This window comes from Ohtaekwangia kribbensis (genome assembly GCF_042676245.1).
Taxonomy (GTDB): domain Bacteria; phylum Bacteroidota; class Bacteroidia; order Cytophagales; family Cyclobacteriaceae; genus Ohtaekwangia; species Ohtaekwangia kribbensis.
Genome location: NZ_JBHTKA010000007.1, coordinates 567,979 through 589,640 on the forward strand (window position 1 = coordinate 567,979; position 21,662 = coordinate 589,640).

A 21,662-nucleotide genomic window follows, 5' to 3' on the forward strand; every position below is an offset into this window, starting at 1 on the left:
TCTTTGCATCATCATTCAGACGATTATGGATACATACGAAACGTTCAGACAACTTCATCAGCAGCAGGAAGCGCTGCTCCTCGGTAATGCATGGAATGTACATAGCGCCAGACTATTGGAACAAAACGGATTCAAAGCTATTGCTACTTCGAGTACAGCCTTGTCGTATGCGCTGGGCTATGACGATGGCGAAGGTATGTCTTTTGCCGAGCTGCTATATACCTTGAAGCGCATGGTTGCTTCCGTACGTGTTCCCGTATCTGCTGATATAGAATTCGGGTATAGCGCTACCGTTGCAGGTTTACTGGAGAACATCGACAAGCTTCACGATGCCGGTGTAGTCGGTATCAACATCGAAGACTCTGTTGTTACATCCGGAAGACAGTTGATAACCGCGGATGCTTTTTGCCGGAAACTCGATGCCATTCGGAATCATTGTATACAACATAACATTCAACTCTTTGTGAATGCGCGCACGGATACATTTTTACTCGATGTACCGGCACGCATGGATGAAACACTTTCGCGCCTGAAGGCGTATACCGATGCCGGTGCAGACGGAATTTTTGTACCCTGTGTAACGGCCACTGAAGACATTCGTCAGATTGTTGACGCTTGCGCATCGCCCGTCAACGTGTTGAGCATGCCCGGTCTTGCTCCTTTTACAATGCTGTCAGCTATAGGTGTAAAACGAATTAGTATGGGTAACTTTGCGTATGATAAAATGATGGAGAGTTTTGCTCAAAGCGTGACCCGCATTCAAAAAGAGCAGTCGTTTGAATCACTGTTTGTATAAATAAGTTGTTGTCAGGTATATAGGTATTATTATGAAAAGGGCGTTGACATTTGAGGAGAAGTATAAAGCGATGCTCAGCGAAGATGCTTCGTTTGAAGGTGTGTTTATTACCGCAGTAAAAACTACCGGTATATTTTGCAGACCTGCGTGCCGGGCGCGGAAACCCAAAGCTGAGAATGTAATCTTTTATGACTCACCACAGGAAGCTATACTCAACGGTTTCCGACCTTGCAAAATCTGCAAGCCGCTGGAGCAGGCGAGTACAACACCGGAACCTATTCAGCAACTGATTGATGAATTAAATAACAATCCCTATATACGGATAAAGGATCATGATTTACGAACCCGCGGCATTGAGCCCAGCCAGATACGCAGGTGGTTTAAGAAACATCACAACCTGAGCTTTCACGCCTATCAGCGAATGCTGCGCCTCAACGCTGCGTTTCATAAAATTACCGTAGGGGAGTCTGTTACCAGCACGGCATTTGACAGCGGTTATAATTCATTAAGTGGTTTTGCCGATGGCTATAGATCTATATTTGGCAAGGCACCATCCCGCTCAAAAGCGAAGACAGTAATAAATATAGTACGCTTCACAACACCATTGGGTCCTATGTTTGGATGTGCTACTGCACAAGGTGTTTGCCTGGCTGAGTTTACCAATCGCAGAATGCTTGAGACAGAATTTAAAAGTCTGTGCAAACGTCTTGATGCCGTTATACTTCCCGGCACGAATAAACACCTGGAGCAATTGGAGAAAGAGCTTGCAGAATACTTTTCGGGTAAACGAAAGCAATTTACAGTTCCGTTACATACACCGGGTACTGATTTTCAGCAGCAGGTATGGAATAATTTACAACAGCTTCCGTATGGAGAAACAATTTCGTATAAAAAACTTGCTACAGGCATGGGGATAACTTCAGCCGTGCGGGCCGTTGCATCGGCCAATGGCTATAATCGGATTGCGATCCTTATTCCATGTCACCGCGTGATTGGCGAGAACGGTGATCTGACAGGCTATGGCGGTGGACTCGCCCGAAAGAAATGGCTGCTGGATTTTGAGAAGAGTATAGCGGTAGCGAAATAATCTGTCCTGGAAGTGTATCGTCAACATTTGAATCAGGCATTACTATAACACCTTTTGACGTATAGGTAAAAACTTGAAAATCAAGTTTAATAGCAGGTTCTGGTAGTTGAATTAACTTTTTGCGCAGTTTTTTGGGTGATGGACATCTTTTTCACGTACCTTTATCACAAACCGTAGCGCCCGTCTCTTAACCCGATATCCGTGAAGTTGCTTGTTCACAGGCAGGGGAGAAGTGGACTCTGTCGGTACGTAGGTGCAACAACCTTAACCTGAAATCCCAATGAGCCCTAACCTGTGTGTGAAGAGATCAATAGTACTGGTCGGTCTTTTATTCCTTTCGTGGAGTGTTTTCTCACAATCGATCACAACATCAACCATTACTGGATCGCCTTTTTGTGCCGGAGCCGCGGTAAATGTTCCCTATACTATAAGCGGTACATTTACATCCGGAAATATATTTACGGCACAACTCTCGGATGCCACCGGAAGTTTTGCAAGTCCTGTAGCGATTGGTACACTCACTTCTATCAATGCCGGTACCATTAATGCCACCATTCCCTTTACCACGGCCAGTGGCACTGCGTATAGGGTTCGCGTTGTAAGTTCAAATCCGGTTACTACCGGTAGCAACAACGGGGCAAACCTTACCGTCAACGCACTGACTTTATCGGCCCCGGTTTTAACGGAGACATCATTTTGCCAGGGACAAACATTTTCCATTACCTATACCGTCAATTGTGATTTCTCCAATACACCTTCCAACAATATATTTACCGCACAACTCTCCGATGCTACCGGAAGTTTTGCGAGCCCGGTAACGATCGGTACCAATACATCGGTTGCTTCCGGAACGATCAGCGCATCTATACCAGGCGGTACACCTGCGGGAAGTGCCTATAGAATACGCATCGTGGCATCAAACCCTGCAATCACCAGCGCTACCAATGGTACGGATCTGAGTATAGCAGCTCCGGCCGGAGATCCCGCTATATTTGGAAACAACGTATGGAATGTGTATGCCTATATCGGCACATCGTATACAACCTATGCGGGATACTATACTGAAAACAACCTGTCGTTTAACACTACTAACCGATGGGCTAATAATACGAGTCCTTCCAATGCGAACAGCAGTGCGGGTACAGCTTACCAGGGATGTACGATTGCCAATACCAGTACATACTCCTTTATACACAAGCGTGCAGGCTTTGCCTGTGGTTATTATCAGATTGATATACCTGCGCATGATGACAACGTAACTTTGTTCATTGATGGTGTACAGGTATACCAGCACGTAGGTTGCTGCGATGCACATACCAATGTATGGACGGGTTTCCTGGGTACATCTTCTACCGTAGAGGCGCGGGTACAAAACTCAGGCGCTGGTAATTCATACCTCACATTGCAATTCAGTACATCTGCAGTACCCTTGACGATGTCGGCACCGGTTACGGTTTGTTCCGGTACACCGACTACATTGACCGTTTCATCACCCGTAACATTGTCCTATGCGTGGACACCGGCAGTAACACTCACACCGGCCACAGGCGCCAGTGTTGAAGCAAGACCTACAGCGACCACTACCTATACCGTTACAGGTACGGATGCAACTACAGGATGTACTGTGTCCAACAGTGTATTGGTTACTGTAGCGGCTACACCGACAACGACTATAGCTCCGGCACCTTCTACGATATGTTCGGGTATAACAACGATAACATTAACGGCAAGCGGTGCCAATACCTATACGTGGTCGCCGGCTACCGGTCTCAATACAACTACGGGTAATACCGTTATTGTAAATCCATCGGTATCGACAACCTATACTGTGACCGGTAGTAACAACTGTGCTACGTCAAATGCATCGCGTTTTATTACTGTGCAGAACCCACCGACTACACCAACACCAAGCGGATTTGGTGACGGTACGTGGAATGTATACTGCTTCAGCGGCACTGATTTCAGCAATTACTATGGTTACTATACCGAGAACAACCTGAACTTCAATACCACCAGCCGCTGGGCAGATGCGAGTGGCCCCTCCGTTGCAAACGCTTCTTCCGGTATAGGTTATACGGGATGTTCAGTAAATACAACGTTTTACTCCATGAGCTTTAAGCGCACCAATATACCCTGTGGCTATTACCAGCTTGATATACCGTATCATGACGACAACGTGACGCTATATATAGATGGCGCGCAGGTATTTCAACACAACGGCTGGGGCGATGTACATACCAACGTATGGACCGGATTTATAGGTCCAGCCAGCACAGTAGAATTACGCCTGATCAACAACTCAGGTCCCGGGAGATTGCAATTCTCCATGGTGCCATCAACCACCACACCGGTATCAGTCAACACACCGGTTACAATTTGTGCCGGCACGAGTACAACGCTCACAGCAACATCGGCCATTAGCGGAGCAACCTATAGCTGGGCACCGGGTGATGCAGCCAACACCGGAACCGTCGCGACACCAGCTAATGCCAGTACCAGTATATCACCGGTTGTGTCGGATAATTATATAGTAACATTGACCGATGCAGCCGAGACCGGATGTACGGCAACCAACTTCGTTCCGGTTACGATCGATCCGTTGGCGAATACATCGGTAACACCAACCGTAGGTTCAACATATTGTCCGGGTACATCCTTTACATTAACTGCGAGTGGCGCGAGTTCCTATACCTGGTCATCGAGTACAGGAGCTTCCGGAGGTTTGAGTGCTACATCCGGTTTCCAGGTAACAGCCAGTCCTACCGTAACAACAACCTATACGGTATCCGGCAGTAACAATTGTAATACACTTGATGCCTTCAGTACGATCACCATTAATCCGTTACCGGCTGTCAATACCTATCCAACCAACACGTGGAATGTATATGCGTTTAACTCCACAGTAGTGGGAACAAATTATTCCGGTTACTATACCGAGAACGGATCCGGTGCCAGCGGTTATGATTTCAATACAACTACACGCTGGGCTAATAACGCAGCGCCATCAACAGCGAATGCTACGAACGGAACAGCGTACCAGGGATGTGCGCTCGGTGTGTCCAATTATAGTCTCAGTTTCAAGCGATCCGGCTTTACCTGTGGTATATATCAGATCAGTATACCGGCACACGATGATAATTTTACATTGCTCATCAATGGAACACAAGTAGCACAACACAACGGTTGCTGCGATGCACACGGTACACTTTGGACGGGTATACTTGAAAGTACATCGCAGGTTGAACTGCGCCTGATACAAGGCGGAGGTACTGCATACCTTACGGTACAATTTACACCGGTAACGCATACAGCATCCGATGTTATATGGACCGGAGCGGTAAGCTCAGATTGGTTTGATGCCAGTAACTGGTGTGGATCTATACCAACGTCTGCAACGGATGTAACGATACCGGCTGCAGGCGTGCGTAACATGCCCGTTATAGCTGGTGCCGGTGCACAGTGCCGCAACCTTACCATTAACGGAGCGGTAGCTGCAGGCACCTATAACTCCGCTATAGCGGCTGCATCGCTGGCTACGAGTGGAACATTCAACCTGCAGGTATACGGCAGCTGGACGAACAGCGGAGGCTTTACGGCCAATAGTGGTACCGTTGAGTTTGTCGGAACCAACGCATCCAACACGATCAGCGGTGTTTCCGCTCAAACCTTTCACAATCTGGTGATCAACAAAACGAACAACATTACAATATCGTCTGGTACACAACAGGTGCGTAATCAACTCACGCTTACCAATGGTATAGTATATCAGAACGGTATATTGGAAATACTAAATGGCGCTACAGTTACCGGAGCGAGCAATGCAAGTCACATCGATGGTGATATACGCAAAGTTGGAAACACTGCATTTATATTCCCGGTAGGAGACAACGGTTATTATCGCCCGATCGGGATGTCGGCTCCGGCACAGGCTACCGATCATTTTACTGCGCAATATTTCCATAGCAACCCGACTGTGTTATACCCGAACGCACAACGCGATGCTTCGCTCGATCACGTGAGTGGTGCCGAGTATTGGACCTTGAATCGTACCGGTGGTACCTCGGGTGTAAACGTAACGTTAAGCTGGGATGGTAACAGCGGAACTGTAAATGATCTGGCTGCTTTGCGTGTAGCGCGCTGGGATATAGGTCTCGGCAGTTGGAAAGATCAAGGTAACGGTGGTACAACCGGAACTACCAGTGCCGGTACGGTAGTTACCAGTGGTGCTGTAACATCGTTCAGTCCGTTTGCATTGGCATCGGGTAACGGGAACAATCCATTACCGGTTACATTGCTGAGTTTTACCGGTAAGAAAAACAGTGAAAACCAGGTCGAGTTGCGTTGGGCAACAGCCAACGAACTGAACAGCGATTACTTCCTGATTGAGCGTTCAAAGAATGGGAAATACTTCGAATCAATTGGCAGTGTCAAGGCAGCCGGTACTTCTACACAACGGCATGACTACACGTATACAGATGCATTGCCGTTCGCAGGAAGCTCATATTACCGCCTGAGACAAGTTGATTTCGATGGAACCAGTATGTATTCCAAACTCTGCTACATTGGTGGTGTTGAGGATGCCCTGGTTGTTCATCCCAACCCCACCACAGATTTTGTAGAGATTGAATCGAACGGTCATGGTATAGCTTCGGTTACGGTTCGCAACGAAGTGGGATACCTGGTCAAAGTTCCGGTAAAAGAATCAGAACGTGGTGTTATTCTTAACATGACAGCACTACCATCGGGTATATATATACTCGAGGTTCAACAGGAAGCACGCCTGACTACGCACAAAGTTGTAGTTGAAAAATAACAGGTTGCAGATACAACGGATAGCACATCCGTTGTATCTTTGTCTTATTAAACGCTTTTCATAAATATTCGAAACCGCATCGTTCCACAGAAAAATCTTTCTGTTCGGTGCAGTATACTTTGCTTTCTCAGAGGCAAGGTTCTATTACCTATTCATTGAATTTTATGAAAAAGCATTATGAAACAGAATCAAACTATTGCCGTTCTTGGCGCTACCGGTAAATCCGGAAAATATCTTGTCGACCAGCTTCTTAAACAAGGATACGCTATTCGCGTGCTGGTTCGTGATCCTGCTAAATTCACAACGATTAATTCACGCATCGAAGTTATACAGGGCGATGCCCGCGACTATACCGCTATATACCGGCTGCTTGAAAAATGCGAAGCTGTTATCAGTACATTAGGACAACGTAAAGGAGAACCGCCCGTACTCAGCCAGGCAACAACGCACATCGTACAGGCTATGTGCGAACGGAATATAAACCGGTATATTGTTGTAACAGGTTTAAGTATTGATATACCCGGTGACCGGAAAAGTTTCCGGACAAAGTTTTGGTCGCGTATCATGAAGTGGTTCTTCGGTTCCGTTATTGCTGATAAACAAAAGGAGTTTTCGGTATTGGCCACCAGTTGGCTGCGATGGACACTGGTTCGTCTGCCGATGATTGAACGCACGGAAGAAACCGGGGCAATTGCCATCGATCTGTATGACTGTCCTGGAAAGAAGATACGGGCAACAGACCTTGCAGTCTTTTTGGTACAGCAGTTATCGGATAATCGCTTTATACAAAAGGCACCTTTTATAGCCAGTATATAATTGATCATACACACGTGAGCCGGCACTTCGCTGGCTCACATTTTTGTGTAGTGTTCCTGGCATTGTCTCATATTCAGCCGTTGTATAAAGGCACCGTGATTAAATCAGAGAAATGATTATCTTAAACCGGTATATTCACGGGTAACCGGAATAACCTTGGTCTCTTGTGCAGGCGTGATCTTTCCTGTCGGGGTTGGGCATAATTGTTTTGCGTGATGTAAGGATCTGCACGGCAGCTTCCCGGTAGAATAATGTTTGTGTAAAACTTTTGAGCGATGTATCGGAACATTACCATATTACTTGTAGAAGATAATTCGGATGATGTTGTACTTGTACAAAGTATTTTAAAAGATACCGAGTATGTCAGCGCGCGGATGATCCTGAAAAGTTCGTTGCAGGAAGCCGTTGATTTCTCAGCTGATAATCCCTGGGTAAATGTTATTTTATTCGGACTCGATATAGTCGGTGACGAAGGGATTGATATGTTGAGACAACTCAGTGCTGCATATCCCATCAGTCCCATGATCGTACTCACACAGGAAGATGATGACGAAATGGCGGTGCAGGTGCTGCGTGAAGGTGCCCAGAACTATATTAACAAGCAGCAGCTCAATCAACGTATATTAAGACGCGCTATCCTTCACTCCATTGAACGCAATGAAAACCTGTTGAAGTTGAAAAATGCCTATAGAGCGTTGCAACTTTCAGAGCAGCGTTTTGCCAGGCTGTTTCATTTTAACCCGGTGGCAGGGCTCGCACTTGCCACGTTCGATGGTGTATTTTCAGAGGTTAATGAAATCTTTCTGAAACTGCTCGGCTATACACGCGAAGAAGTTATCGGTAAGCATGTGCATGAATTAAGTATCTGGCGAGATCCCGATCTGCGCGAGCGCATGGTAGCGATGCTGAAGCAGGGTGAAGAAGTGCGCAATAAAGAAGTACAGTTATATACCAAGTCGCGCAGGATAATCGATGTGTTGTTCTCGATGGATATCGTGGAAATGGAAAATGGTCCTATGGTCATTTCAACCGCCAATGATATAACGGATCGGGTAGAGGCCGAGAAAAGATTGCGCGAAAGCGAGCAGAGCCTGGATATACTCATCAACAGTTCGCCAGACCAGATCTGGCTTATTGATTACGAACTGAAACTGGTAAAAGCAAATAAAGCTTTCTTCCTTGCTGTGAAAGACGCCTATAATATTGACCTGAAGGTAGGCGACTTTATACTTTTCTCGGGAGTGCCCGATGATAAGAAGCAACAGTGGATGCAATACTATAGTCGTGCATTGGCGGGTGAATATTTTACCGAAGAGTATGAAGAGCATGATCCTCGTTCGGAGCAAAATACCTGTTTTGAACTTACCATGAATCCGGTATATAATGAAAAAAGGCAAGTGATTGGTGCTGGCTGTTTTTCGCGTGAGATAACGCTTCGTAAACAGACGGAACGAAATATACAGGCGGTGAATGAGAAGTACGAAATACTATCGCGGGCTACAAACGATGCTGTGTGGGACTGGAGCCTGGTAGACGATAAAGTTACCTGGAACCAGGGGCTCGAAGTAATTTTTGGTTATGAAAAGCGAAGCGAACAATATACCGGTAACTGGTGGCTTGAAAATATACATGAAGATGATCGTCTGCGCGTGATTGATGAACTGTCTTCCGAAGTAACCCGCGGGGAGTCCAATACCAGTGCAACCTACCGGTTCCGGTGTGCGAATGGTACCTATAAATATGTTTTCAGCAGAGGCTATATTTTGTATGATGGCGGCCGGCCGGTGCGCATGATCGGTGCCATGCAGGATATAGATATACTCACGCGTGCGAACAATGAGATCAGGAGATTGTCACTGGTAGCCAGCGCTACCGATAGCCTTGTAACCATTCTCGATGAAGATGAATATATAGAGTGGGTAAATGAAAGTTTTGAAAAACTGACGGGGTACAGACTGTTTGAAATTCAGGACAAGAAATTAAAAGATATACTGAACGGTCCAGAAACCGATGGTGCCACACTTGAACGTATACGCAAGCAACTGGATGCCTGTGTGCCGGTAACAGAGGAGATATTAAACTACGCTAAAGACGGGCGCAAATTCTGGATGAAGATCAATATAAACCCGGTGTTCGATCAGCGTGGTAAACTGGCAAAGTTTATTGCTGTAGGAACCGACATCACGATTCTGAAAGAGTATGAACGAAATATAACAACCATTGCCAAGGAACTATCGGATCTGATTGAGAATGCCAATGCAGTAATTTTTGGTATAGATGCAACCGGGGGTGTGAATGAATGGAATACACTCGCGGTATCCGTTACAGGCTATAGCAAGGAATATGCTGCCGGAAAGAAGCTGCTGGAATTACTCGTGAGCAAGGAAGACTGGGAAGATACCGAGCTCATGATGCGATCCGTGTTGCAGGGATTTCCGGTGAGCCATTATGAATTCCCGATGGTAAACCGGGCCGGTAATAAAATTATTCTCCTGCTCAGTGCAACACCGAGGAGAAATGCTTCCGGAGAAATTACCGGTCTGCTTGCCGTAGGACAGGACATTACCGAACTCACGCATTACCGTCACTCACTGGAAGAAAAGGTAAAGGAGCGCACGCATAAATTGCAGGCGGCCTTGGAAAAAGAGAAGGAACTTGTTACATTAAAGAGCAGGTTCGCTTCCATGGTGTCGCATGAATTCAGAACCCCGCTCGCAACGATACGTCTATCCGTTAACCACATTAAAAAGTACAAGAGTCGTATGAGCCCCGATGCTATTGATAGTAAAATAAAAGTTGTCTCGGAACAGGTTGATCACATGACGCACATGCTCGAAGAAGTGCTTACGCTGGGCAAGGCAGAAGAAAGCAAAATTCAGATATCGAAACGCAAGGTAAATATTGAGACATTCTTCGCCGGTATACAGGAGGAGGTGGAGAATATATTCAAGCATTCTCATACAATTCATCGTACGCTGGACATGCAGCAGTATGAAATTGAGACAGACGTAGATTTACTGCGCAATGTATTTATCAACCTGCTGAGCAATGCTATAAAATTCTCACCGGGTAAAGCAGATATTTACCTGGAAGGACACCAGGAGGATAAAAAGCTGATCGTGCAGGTGCGCGATGAAGGATTGGGTATTCCCGAAGAAGAATTACCCAAGATCTTTGACCCGTTTCACCGCGGTACCAATGTCGCAACAATTCAGGGAACAGGACTAGGACTGTCCATTGTGAAGAAAGCAGTTGATTTGATCGGAGGGGAGGTTACAGTGTCGAGCAAACCCGGTGAAGGCACAGTTTTTACCGTTACTATCCCGGTTGGCTGATATGAAGTATATTTTAATCGTTGACGACACCAAACCATTGGCAGAAAGTATAGCCGATATATTGCAAATGGAAGGTTACGAAGTGCATATAGCGACAAATGGTATACACGCGCTGAATACAATGGCATCCCGGATTCCCGATATGGTGATTACCGATTTACTTATGCCTGAAATGGATGGTCTTTCGCTTATTCGGAAAATTCGTTCCAGCGAAAAATATAGTGCTGTGCCTGTGATTGTATTAACAGCCGATGCCAGTGAAGAGAGCGCACGCCTGGGAAAAGAAGCCGGAGCCGACCTGCTGCTGACAAAACCTTTTGATGATACATACCTGGTTGAATGGATACAAAGATTTTTAGCCGATGAATAGGACAGAACGCATAAAAGTATTGTTGGTTGACGATCATACGCTGGTTCGTGATGCACTCGCCATCATGTTGAAGCAGGTCGATGATATACAGGTGGTAGGAGCACTCTCCAGCGGAGAGGATGCTGTGAACAAAGTAAATATACTCATGCCCGATGTTATACTCATGGACATCATGCTGAAGGGCATGACGGGCATTGAAGCTACGCGCTGGATCAAAGAGCGGAACAGCAAGATTAAAATTATACTGCTGTCCATGGAGGTAAAGAAAGAGTTTGTAACAGCCGGCATTCAGTCGGGGATAGATGGATATTTACCGAAAGATGTTGAGCGGCACATTTTGCTCGATGCTATTCGCATGGCATACCAGGGTGGTAAATATTTTAATGAAGCGATTACAAGCCTGGTGTTTGAAGATTTCTATAAAAAAGAGAAGAGCACCCTGCAGACCGAAGAGCGTTTGAAAGTTACCGATCTCACCAAGCGTGAGCGTGAAGTACTGGCCCTTGTTGCCAATGGAAAAAGCAATAAAGAAGTTGCCGATCAGTTATTCATCAGTACCAAAACAGTTGATACACACAAGACGCATATACTCGATAAACTTGGATTGAAAAACACAGCCGAACTGGTGAAGTATGCTATTAAAAACAAACTGATCCCGATGGAGTAGCCGGCTGTGTTGTAATATATATACCGGCAGCGTGATGCCTATGAGTTTACAGCTGCCATTAATAATTCGTACAGAAGCTTTTCTTCTTTCGGTGGGGTTGAGTAGAACGATGTAGCCGGAGTCTGCACTGAATTTTCATAGTATTTGAAAAATACTGCTTTATCTTTATAGATCAGCGTAACTTTAAGAACCGATACATTGCCCATTTTCACCATCATGTCGCCCTGGTCGGGAAATGCGTGGATCAGCGTAATTATTTTTTTGATTGTCTCGGTGTCCGTGAGCACAGTTTCTTTTTGCGGAGCAATGTTATCACGCTCATCCGATAATTGGTTGTAATATTCCAGTAGAATTTTGTCGCATACATCAGCCTGAAAAGTTTCTATATAGTTCATCGTTTCGGGTTTAATGCTTTCAGAAGAATTCAAATTCCGGGATGAACGGTTGCAGCCGTACAACAACATCGTAGCTGTTAGTACAGACAGCATTACCGGGTTAAAATAAAATCGTTTTAGATGCATAGAGAATATTCAATACAGGATACAAATATACTCAGGGTGTATTATATTTAGTTATAAATACAGCGTAGCCGGGACTTTTTTGAGGAACGAAATCCCATCCTTCAGCAAGTGAAGCATTTGCAGGAAGACCAACAGCCCGGCATATATTTTTACGTATTTTCTGTGCGATCACCTTAATCCTGGTACTATGTCAGTTAACACATTGGAAGTGCGGCAATTTTTGTGCAATGCTCCGTGGGATGCAGTTGAAGAAGCCATACACGAGCAAGGTCTCGTGTTTAATACCAGGTCGCTTGTTGATATAGGATTTGATCCGTGCGATGAAATAGGTTCGGCAGTAGAGCGTGCCATGCAGGTATGTAATTACAACGGCCTGCGCCTGAATGATCATTTCAAACCTATTTACGTTTCCGATAATGATACGCATACCGTGCGAAAAGAGTGGAAGCTTTCGCGCCTGGCGTACATGCTGGTAATGCTGAACGGTGCATCAGACAACCCCATGGCTGGACGCCTGCAATACGAAGTGCTAAAAGTATATATGCAGAAGACGGACGAAGACTAAATCTGTGTCTCAAAATTATTCGCCCGTATTATTTTTATTTGGCTATTTCTGGAAATAGTTGTTGGTAATTCCCGCTATAAATCCCGTAGCTGCCCCGGTAAGAATTTCAATAGTCGTATGACGTTTCAGAATAAGACGCGAGGTCGCGATGACGATCGTAAAAATAAACATGGCGATGCTTCCCGTTATAGAAAACTGCCATAATACCGTTGCGAGATAAATGGATGCAGAAGTATGCAGTGAGCATTTGATGACGCGGTTAATGAGTGCCGATGCGATCAGCAATGCAAGTAGTATACACGTGCCTGTAAAAAATGAACCTGTACCTGGAGTGAAATATAGCAACGTGGTTACAAGCGTTGTCAGTGCGATGACGAACGGATAGAACGATTGCCGCTGCTGCCGATCCGATATGTCGAAGTTGGTATACTCATTTCGTTTTGTCTTGATGTAATTTCGTATCGTTACAGGCACCACGATAAAACCAATAATCAGGAGCGATACCCAGGCAGCTTTGTAGGGGGCAAAAAGATTAAAGGCCAGCAACGTGGTAAATACCGGCAAGGTTAGCAGCGGATGCCCCAGCACGGAAGCGAAGCGTGCCGTTTTGTAAAGTACAGATGTGTTTTCTTTATCCATTTCCTGGTAGGAGGAAGCAAGGAGCAAATTAGGCAATACAGATAGTAAAGTAAATACCGGTGCAAGGGAAGTGAAAATAACAGGAGCGGTAATTTTCTACGATATATTGTCAAGCCGCTGTTCACGAATACAAAAATGCGAATGATGTGCTAGCTATGAGACGCGAACAGTGTATTTTGAATGATAATATTTTACCAGCAAAAGATAAGATCAACAAAAAAAACGTTTGGGTATTGGTGTAGGTTTGTGAAGCGTGAATGCTGACTATACCTGCGGCACGCCATAGACTACAAACGATATGAATAAACCTGCCATTCTAAGTCTGCTTTTTCTGTTGAGCCTGTGGACGACTCCGCGCGCCTTACAAGCCCAGCATGGAGACTACCCGATCCATCCTATACTTTTCACATCGGTAAAACTCTCCGATAACTTTTGGGCTCCACGCATTAAAACCAATCACGATGTAACCATTCCTTTTACGCTGGCGAAATGCCAGGAGACCGGACGCATTAAAAACTTTGAGATTGCAGCCGGATTAAAGACCGGAAACTTCTGCACGGAATTTACCTTCGATGATACGGATGTTTACAAGATCATTGAAGGAGCGTGTTATTCCTTTCAGATATTTCGCGATCCGGCCCTGGAGAAGAAAGTAGATTCACTGATTGACCTGATCGGTAAAGCGCAGGAACCGGACGGCTATATTTATACCAACCGCACCATTATGGGCGATCACGCGCACGAGTGGGCCGGTTCAAAACGCTGGGAGAAAGAAGAAGACCTTAGTCACGAACTATATAATATAGGCCACCTCATTGAAGCGGCAGTCGCACATTACCATGCTACGGGTAAACGGAATTTTCTGGATATAGCCATTCGTGCTGCTGATCGTGTATGTGCTGACTTTGGTCCGGATAAATTACATATATACCCTGGCCACCAGATCATCGAACTGGCCATGGCAAAATTATACCAGGTAACCGGTGACAAGAAATACCTCGACACCGGTAAGTTCTTTCTCGATGTGCGCGGTCCGGGAAAAGATGAATACAACCAGGCACATTTGCGTGTGGTTGATCAGCACGAAGCGGTAGGCCATGCCGTACGCGCTACCTATATGTATGCAGGCATGGCTGATATAGCAGCGCTTACACAGGATCCTTCTTATATAAAAGCCATTGATGATATATGGGAGGATGTAGTCTCTAAAAAGATATATCTCACAGGCGGGATCGGCGCCACCGGCCACGGTGAAGCATTCGGTAAACCGTATGAGCTTCCCAACATGTCTGCCTATAATGAGACATGCGCCTCTATCGCCAATGTATACTGGAATTACCGCTTGTTCCTCATGCACGGTGATGCTAAATATTACGATGTACTGGAGCGCACCCTGTACAACGCATTTCTCTCGGGCGTGGCACTAACCGGTGATAAATTCTTTTACCCGAACCCATTGGAGTCACGTGGACAACATGCGCGGAGTCCCTGGTTCAGTTGTGCCTGCTGCCCGGGAAATGTAGCGCGCTTTGTACCTTCTGTAGGCGGATATTTTTATGCGCAGAAAGACAAATCGTTATATGTAAATCTGTTTGCTGCAGGCAGTGCGCAATTCAAGCTGACCGATAACACAGTGACACTCGAGCAGAAAACAAACTATCCGTGGGATGGCGATATACAGATTACCGTACAGCCGGAAAAGACAACAGCTTTTGAAGTGCGCGTACGTATACCAGGATGGGCTGTAAACAAACCAATGCCAAGCGATCTGTATACCTTCAAAGACGCTTATACCGAACAGCCCAAAGTATTTCTGAATGACAAACCGGTAGCCCTTACGTTGCAGCAGGGTTATTTGGTGCTGAATCGTAAATGGAAAAAAGGCGATCGCATCCATGTACAACTGCCGATGCCGATTCGCAGAATAGCTGCCAACCCGAAAGTAGAGGCCGACCGCGACAAGCTTGCTATACAACGCGGTCCGCTGGTATATTGTGCCGAGTGGCCCGATAACAAAGATAATCGCGTACTTAACCTCGTGCTTGCTTCAGCAACTCCGCTTAAAGGTAATTTTGATGCGAACCTGTTAAAAGGTCTGTATGAAATTGAGGGAGCTGGTAAATCTGCGGCACGCGTTAACGCGAAAGAGATCACGATGGCAGATGCAGAAGTGAAATTGATTCCGTATTACGCCTGGGCACACCGTGGTGCGGGTGAGATGATGGTGTGGATTCCCGAGAAGCCTGATGCATCCCAGCCGTTGCCCGCCCCAACCGTTGCGTCACGTAGTAAGATAACAGCATCACACCGCACAAGAACATTGATGTCGTTGAATGATCAGATGGAACCGAAGAACTCCAACGATCAGTCTGTCATATTTTATCACTGGTGGCCGATGAAAGACACGGTGCAATGGGTGCAGTATGATTTCGAGAAACCGGCAGCTGTCACTTCCTCCAAAGTATACTGGTTTGATGACGGTCCTTTCGGAGGATGCCGTATACCGGCCGGCTGGCGACTGCTCTACAAAGATGGCGAGTCGTGGAAACCAGTGAAGAATAAAACATCCTATGAAGTAAATAAAGATGCATACTCTTCGGTATCCTTCGAGCCGGTAACGACACAGGCCCTGCGTTTAGAGGTAACATTACCGAAAGATCATTCCGGAGGTATTATGGAATGGATTGTAGAATAAAACTGTTAAATCAAGATACTATATATCCCAACCCTATATGAATTTAAAACGACTATATATATACCTGTTACTGGTAGTGCTGGCCCATGTTTCCGTGGCACAGTCGTATGTGCCCGAAGTCAATAACGATCGTGTTAAAGTCAAACCGATTGTGGATGTTAAAGCCTATACCTTTCACCTGAGCGAAGTACACATATTGGCGAGCCCGTTCAGGCAGGCGATGGATGCAGACCTGAAGTATTTGCTAATGATCGAACCGGATCGTTTACTCGCACAGTTCCGATCGCATTCCGGATTGCAACCGAAGGGAAAGAAGTATGGCGGATGGGAAGACTCCGGGCTGGCCGGGCATACATTAGGACATTACCTCTCCGCATGCGCTATGCATTACGGTGTCTCAAAAGATCCCGAGTATCTCAAGCGCGTTAATTATATAGTGGATGAACTCGAAGAATGCCAGAAGGCACGGAAGACCGGCTATGTAGGTGCCATACCAAAAGAAGACACCGTGTTTCTCGAAGTATCGCAGGGAAATATACGGTCGCGTGGATTTGATCTGAACGGAGCGTGGTCTCCCTGGTATACCGTGCACAAAGTAATGGCCGGTCTGCTGGATGCATACCTTTACTGCAACAATGATAAGGCGCTGAAGGTAGAGCAAGGTATAGCCGATTGGACAGGAGAGATACTAAAGAATCTGAACGATGAACAGCTTCAGAAAATGTTACTGTGTGAGTATGGCGGTATGAATGAAGTGCTGGTAAATACATACGCCTTTACACAGAATAAAAAATATCTGGACTTGTCCTATAAATTTCATGACAAGCGTATACTTGATTCACTCGCGATGGGTGTCGATGTATTGCCGGGTAAACATTCTAATACACAAATTCCAAAAGCCATTGGTACCGTGAGGCGTTATCAGCTCACCGGTGAGAAGAAAGATTTTGCCATTGCGGATTTTTTCTGGACAACGGTGGTAAAGCATCACACCTTTGCGCCCGGTGGTAACAGTAATTACGAATATTTGAGCAAGCCCGATGTACTCAACGACAAGCTCACCGATAACACCATGGAGACTTGCAATACCTATAACATGCTGAAGCTTACGCGACACTTGTTTGCGTTGCAACCCTCGGCATCCTATATGGATTTTTATGAGCGTGCACTATACAATCATATACTCGCATCCCAAAATCATAGTGACGGTATGATGTGTTACTTTGTGCCGCTGCGCATGGGTACACGCAAGGAATTCAGCGATCAGTTCCATACGTTTACATGCTGTGTCGGGTCTGGTATAGAGAACCATGTGAAGTATGGCGAGAGTATATATTTCAAAGGAAAGGATGGAAGCCTGTATGTAAACCTGTTCATTCCTTCCAAACTGAACTGGCAGGATAAAGGATTGCAGGTTACCCTGAATGCAAACCTTCCGGCTGACCCAACGGTGAAGCTCACGATCAACACAGCAAAGCCTCAGGCTATACCGGTACACATACGCAAACCTTATTGGCTGCAGGCAGTACCGGTTATCAAAGTCAACGGTAAGGCTACACAAACTATAGCAGTTGACAAGGAAGGTTACTGGGTATTGACCAACACCTGGAAAAACGGTGATGTGATCGAGCTGACGCTGCCTTCTTCATTATATAGCGTGGCGATGCCCGATAATGCTTCGCGCAAAGCATACTTCTATGGTCCGGTGTTGCTGGCCGGAAATCTCGGAACGAAAGAACCCGATCCGATGAATGGTATACCGGTACTGGTAACGGGCGAGCCCGATGTAAAACAATGGCTGAAGCAGGACGCATCTGATCCGCTTACCTTCAAGACTCAAAAGACTGGCTTCCCCGGTGATGTAACACTGCAGCCTTTCTATCTGCTGGACGATGAGCATTACAATGTATACTGGGACGTATTCACACCGCAAAACTGGAAAGAGCAACAGAAGCTATACGAAGAAAAAAAGAAACAGGAGTATGCCCTCGAGCAGCGCACAACGGACTACCTACGCGTAGGCGAGATGCAGCCGGAACGAGATCATAATTTTACCGGTGAGAAAACAGAAGCCGGAGAATCACACACACGCAAGTTCAGAGTAGCAAACGATGGTGGCAACCTGGTGTTCACCATGAAAGTAGATGCCAGCGCTACGCACAACCTGACAGCAACGTACTGGGGCATGGATAACCGCGGCCGTAATTTCGATATACTGGTAGATGGAACGAAGGTGGCCAGCGAAGACCTCAACAAGTATAAGGACAGTAAGTTCTACGATATAGTATATGCAGTGCCGGCAACGCTTACCAAAGGGAAGAAGACCGTAACGGTAACGTTTCAGGCCAGGCCGCAGCAACAGGCCGGTCCACTCTATGGCGTGCGTATGGTAAAGCAATAAACATAAAGCTTTTCAGGTATATACTTTTAACTTCAGGCTTTCTCATTAACTTTAGCATACAAGAACCCCATTTGTGCATGCGTCTGCGTAAATCTTTCTTCCAGGTAGTATTCTTTTGCTGCGTTAGTATTCCATCTGTTTATGGCAATGAGCTGTATGAAATGATCAGTCAGTTTGAGGCCGATAAATATGCCTTGATGCGTAAATATACTATACGCGAATCTGCCGAGTATTACGATCGTTTTGTAAAGTTCTATGGTGACTGGAACGATGCGCTGAAGAAGGTTGCATTCGATAAGTTATCGCAGGAAGGAAAGGCAGACTATATCCTGCTCAGAAATCAAATTGATAAAGAGCTATACTTTCTCAGGATCAAACAAAAAGATTTTGAAGAAGTGGCGTATGTAACGGAGTTCGCTTCACCCATCTATACATTTATCCGCGAACGCAGACGCGGTACAACACCCAACGCGATGACACTTGCCAAAAGCTTTGACGACATGCTGGGGGCTATAAAAACATCGCAGGAAAAAATCAGCAAAGCCACGCCATATTCAAGCTGGCAAAAGGCAGATAAAGCTTCGGAGGTAGTTAAGTCGTTGCGTGAAAATCTGAAAGAGTCGTATGAGTTTTATAATGCCTACGATCCGCAGTTTACCTGGTGGATACAAAAGCCGTATGATACATTGTGGCATACTCTGAAACGTTACGAAGAGTTTCTCAAGAAGCACTATGTGAATACTTCCATTAAAGATGATGGCAGCGGTATTATAGGCAGACCTATAGGACGTGATGCACTCATCAAGAGCCTGCAGACAGAATTTATATCGTATACACCGGAAGAGATCATCGCGATTGCACAGAAACAGTTTGCCTGGTGTGATGCTGAAATGTTGAAGGCTTCACAAGCCATGGGCTTCGGTAACAATTGGAAAGCTGCGATGGAGAAGGTAAAGAATACGTATGTCCCCGCAGGACAGCAGCCGGCACTGGTAGACTCACTTGCCGAAGAAGCGATACGCTTTATAGAGCAACGCAATCTCGTAACAATACCGGCATTGGCAAAAGAAACGTGGCGCATGCGCATGATGTCTCCTGAAGCACAAAAGGTCAATCCATTCTTTTTAGGAGGAGAGGAGATCATTATTTCGTATCCTACCTATACCATGGAACACCGTGAGAAGATGATGAGTATGCGTGGCAATAACCCGCACTTCTCACGTGCCACCGTTCAGCATGAATTAATACCAGGACATCATTTACAGATGTATATGAATGAACGGTATAAACCGTATCGCAATGTTTTTGATACACCGTTCTGGATCGAAGGATGGGCGCTATACTGGGAGTTTAATTTATGGGACAAGAATTTTCCGCGCACTCCGGAAGATCGTATTGGTATGTTGTTCTGGCGAATGCACCGTTGTGCGCGCATTATCTTCTCCCTTAATTATCATCTCGGTAAAATGACTCCCCAGCAATGTATAGACTTCCTGGTGGAACGTGTCGGACATGAATATGCCAACGCAGCTGCTGAAGTGAGACGTTCGTTCATGGGAAGCTACGGCCCGCTATACCAGATCGCCTATATGGTAGGCGGACTACAATTCTACGGTCTCAAAAAAGAACTCGTAGACTCCGGTAAGATGACCGAGAAAGATTTTCACGATCGCATCCTGCAGGAAGGAAACATTCCTGTGGAGATCGTGCGCGCTATACTGACGAACCAGCCTCTTAAAGAAGACTATAAATCTACCTGGAAGTTTGCACCCTGAAAAAATCCAGAAACACAAAGAAATCACAGAGAAGATACAAAAGTTACACAGAGAAAAATCCTTTGTGAGACTTTTTGTCTTCTCCGTGCCCTCTGTGCCGTTGGATTTGATAATAGCTATATATAGCGCTCTTCTTATTTTACTCCTCACTTCTTACTTCTAAAAAATCACGCCCCTTGCGACCTCCTGAATTCCGTAGGCGTAATCTCGCACAGCTCACGGAATTTACGATTGAAGTTAGAGAGATTGTTGAAGCCTACCTCAAAACATATCTGTGATATACTCAGATCATTCTGCTGAAGCAACTTCCGCGCCTGTCCAATACGAATCTCGGTAAGGAAATCTATATAGGATTTGCGTGTACGCTTCTTGAAGTAACGGCAGAATGAATTGGTGGTCATGTTGGCGATGTCGGCAACTTCATCGAGGTGGATTTTACGATGATACTCGTTCATGGTAAAGCGATATACATCGGCGAGCTTCTTGCCATCAATCTCGTCAAACTCATTATATATACCTGACGAAGCCAGCGGGTCTATACTATCAGCATTCGAAAGTATATTCAGGATCTTGAGCAACACGATCAGGCGGTCCATCTCGCTGGTGCGAAACAGTTGCTTCATCAGTTGTGATATGCGGCTGCGCACCGGGTCTTTAATATATAATCCGCGTTCGGATATTTTTGTGAATTCCTGCAGCCTCTTCAATTCCGGTAACGACAGGAACTTTTCTCCGAACGATTGCCACTCAAAGAATACAGTATAGGAATGCGCGATGGATATATCAGCCTGCTCGTAGTAGCGTGAATCATTCCGGAATACATGGGGCAGGTTCGGACCGATCAGAAATATATCACCAGGTTTAAACGCTCCTATATAATCACCGGCTATAACTTTTCCTTCGCTGCTAAGAATCAACGTAAGTTGAACCTCCGGGTGCTGATGCAGGTAGTCGTAAAAGTGTGGTTCGCGATCCTCCTGCAAGCGGAAAGACTCTTGGGAAGTCTTGGGAATTTTGAACGGTAGAATTTTCATGGGTGGGTAAAATTCAATCAGTACAAAATATTCATAATTATTTAATGAAATTCAAGAGTAGGGATAAAATAGTATCAATGAAGGCTAAAATCAGCTTAATTTTGCCGTTCTCCTCCCCAGTGCAGCGTTAGGAATTTCAGGTTCCAAC

General features: G+C 45.7%; 14 protein-coding genes. 11 read left to right on the plus strand and 3 right to left on the minus strand.

All coding sequences use genetic code 11. The annotated features are described in order from the left end of the window. Nucleotides 1-25: 25 nt before the first annotated feature. The 7 genes from ACFQ21_RS17605 to ACFQ21_RS17635 all read left to right on the plus strand — a co-directional run bounded on the left by ACFQ21_RS17605 (nt 26) and on the right by ACFQ21_RS17635 (nt 11,884). A complete protein-coding gene (locus tag ACFQ21_RS17605; RefSeq protein WP_377580594.1) occupies nt 26-796 on the plus strand; it encodes an isocitrate lyase/PEP mutase family protein in 771 nt (256 codons plus the stop codon). Nucleotides 797-827: 31 nt separating this feature from the next. Then, nucleotides 828-1,883 carry a bifunctional transcriptional activator/DNA repair enzyme AdaA gene (locus ACFQ21_RS17610; RefSeq protein ID WP_377580595.1) on the plus strand — a complete coding sequence of 352 codons (1,056 nt, stop codon included), beginning with the start codon at nt 828-830 and terminating at the stop codon, nt 1,881-1,883. 298 nt (nt 1,884-2,181) lie between these two features. Continuing rightward, nucleotides 2,182-6,696: a T9SS type A sorting domain-containing protein gene (locus tag ACFQ21_RS17615; protein ID WP_377580596.1), complete on the plus strand. Its 4,515-nt coding sequence runs from the start codon at nt 2,182-2,184 to the stop codon at nt 6,694-6,696. A 177-nt stretch (nt 6,697-6,873) separates the two neighbouring features. After that, nucleotides 6,874-7,512, plus strand: coding sequence for an NAD(P)-dependent oxidoreductase (locus tag ACFQ21_RS17620; protein WP_377580597.1), 639 nt, complete (start codon nt 6,874-6,876; stop codon nt 7,510-7,512). A gap of 275 nt (nt 7,513-7,787) precedes the next feature. Then, nucleotides 7,788-10,847 (plus strand): PAS domain S-box protein, encoded by a 3,060-nt coding sequence (locus tag ACFQ21_RS17625; RefSeq protein WP_377580598.1) that lies wholly within the window; start codon nt 7,788-7,790, stop codon nt 10,845-10,847. A 1-nt stretch (nt 10,848) separates the two neighbouring features. After that, the gene (locus ACFQ21_RS17630) at nt 10,849-11,217 is read left to right on the plus strand and encodes a response regulator (RefSeq protein ID WP_377580599.1); all 369 of its coding nucleotides are present in this window, start codon (nt 10,849-10,851) and stop codon (nt 11,215-11,217) included. Further along, a complete protein-coding gene (locus ACFQ21_RS17635) occupies nt 11,210-11,884 on the plus strand; it encodes a response regulator (protein ID WP_377580600.1) in 675 nt (224 codons plus the stop codon). The genes ACFQ21_RS17630 and ACFQ21_RS17635 overlap by 8 nt, the downstream gene beginning before the upstream one ends. Before the next feature lie 38 nt (nt 11,885-11,922). Here the strand turns inward: ACFQ21_RS17635 and ACFQ21_RS17640 are convergent, their stop codons facing one another. Continuing rightward, a complete protein-coding gene (locus ACFQ21_RS17640; protein WP_377580601.1) occupies nt 11,923-12,279 on the minus strand; it encodes a hypothetical protein in 357 nt (118 codons plus the stop codon). 313 nt (nt 12,280-12,592) lie between these two features. Here ACFQ21_RS17640 and ACFQ21_RS17645 point away from each other — a divergent pair, with 313 nt between their 5' ends. After that, a complete protein-coding gene (locus ACFQ21_RS17645) occupies nt 12,593-12,970 on the plus strand; it encodes a hypothetical protein (RefSeq protein WP_377580602.1) in 378 nt (125 codons plus the stop codon). A 42-nt stretch (nt 12,971-13,012) separates the two neighbouring features. On the opposite strand, the gene ACFQ21_RS17650 is transcribed toward ACFQ21_RS17645, so the two are convergent. Continuing rightward, entirely contained in the window at nt 13,013-13,609 is a 597-nt protein-coding gene (locus ACFQ21_RS17650; RefSeq protein WP_377580603.1) for a phosphatase PAP2 family protein, read from the minus strand. Nucleotides 13,610-13,907: 298 nt separating this feature from the next. Between ACFQ21_RS17650 and ACFQ21_RS17655 the strand changes: the two genes are divergently transcribed. The 3 genes from ACFQ21_RS17655 to ACFQ21_RS17665 all read left to right on the plus strand — a co-directional run bounded on the left by ACFQ21_RS17655 (nt 13,908) and on the right by ACFQ21_RS17665 (nt 20,480). Further along, nucleotides 13,908-16,304 (plus strand): glycoside hydrolase family 127 protein, encoded by a 2,397-nt coding sequence (locus ACFQ21_RS17655; RefSeq protein WP_377580604.1) that lies wholly within the window; start codon nt 13,908-13,910, stop codon nt 16,302-16,304. 37 nt (nt 16,305-16,341) lie between these two features. Then, a complete protein-coding gene (locus ACFQ21_RS17660) occupies nt 16,342-18,705 on the plus strand; it encodes a beta-L-arabinofuranosidase domain-containing protein (protein WP_377580605.1) in 2,364 nt (787 codons plus the stop codon). 77 nt (nt 18,706-18,782) lie between these two features. Beyond that, on the plus strand, nt 18,783-20,480 hold the full coding sequence (locus ACFQ21_RS17665) for a DUF885 family protein (RefSeq protein WP_377580606.1): 1,698 nt from the start codon (nt 18,783-18,785) through the stop codon (nt 20,478-20,480). 167 nt (nt 20,481-20,647) lie between these two features. On the opposite strand, the gene ACFQ21_RS17670 is transcribed toward ACFQ21_RS17665, so the two are convergent. Next, on the minus strand, nt 20,648-21,514 hold the full coding sequence (locus tag ACFQ21_RS17670; RefSeq protein ID WP_377580607.1) for an AraC family transcriptional regulator: 867 nt from the start codon (nt 21,512-21,514) through the stop codon (nt 20,648-20,650). Nucleotides 21,515-21,662 lie beyond the last annotated feature (148 nt).

Coding starts and splice junctions, on each gene's coding strand:
- ACFQ21_RS17605 (WP_377580594.1), top strand. CDS start 26: ATGGATACATACGAAACGTTCAGACAACTTCATCAGCAGCAGGAAGCG.
- ACFQ21_RS17610 (WP_377580595.1), top strand. CDS start 828: ATGAAAAGGGCGTTGACATTTGAGGAGAAGTATAAAGCGATGCTCAGC.
- ACFQ21_RS17620 (WP_377580597.1), top strand. CDS start 6,874: ATGAAACAGAATCAAACTATTGCCGTTCTTGGCGCTACCGGTAAATCC.
- ACFQ21_RS17625 (WP_377580598.1), top strand. CDS start 7,788: ATGTATCGGAACATTACCATATTACTTGTAGAAGATAATTCGGATGAT.
- ACFQ21_RS17630 (WP_377580599.1), top strand. CDS start 10,849: ATGAAGTATATTTTAATCGTTGACGACACCAAACCATTGGCAGAAAGT.
- ACFQ21_RS17635 (WP_377580600.1), top strand. CDS start 11,210: ATGAATAGGACAGAACGCATAAAAGTATTGTTGGTTGACGATCATACG.
- ACFQ21_RS17640 (WP_377580601.1), bottom strand. CDS start 12,279: ATGAACTATATAGAAACTTTTCAGGCTGATGTATGCGACAAAATTCTA.
- ACFQ21_RS17645 (WP_377580602.1), top strand. CDS start 12,593: ATGTCAGTTAACACATTGGAAGTGCGGCAATTTTTGTGCAATGCTCCG.
- ACFQ21_RS17650 (WP_377580603.1), bottom strand. CDS start 13,609: ATGGATAAAGAAAACACATCTGTACTTTACAAAACGGCACGCTTCGCT.
- ACFQ21_RS17655 (WP_377580604.1), top strand. CDS start 13,908: ATGAATAAACCTGCCATTCTAAGTCTGCTTTTTCTGTTGAGCCTGTGG.
- ACFQ21_RS17660 (WP_377580605.1), top strand. CDS start 16,342: ATGAATTTAAAACGACTATATATATACCTGTTACTGGTAGTGCTGGCC.
- ACFQ21_RS17665 (WP_377580606.1), top strand. CDS start 18,783: ATGCGTCTGCGTAAATCTTTCTTCCAGGTAGTATTCTTTTGCTGCGTT.
- ACFQ21_RS17670 (WP_377580607.1), bottom strand. CDS start 21,514: ATGAAAATTCTACCGTTCAAAATTCCCAAGACTTCCCAAGAGTCTTTC.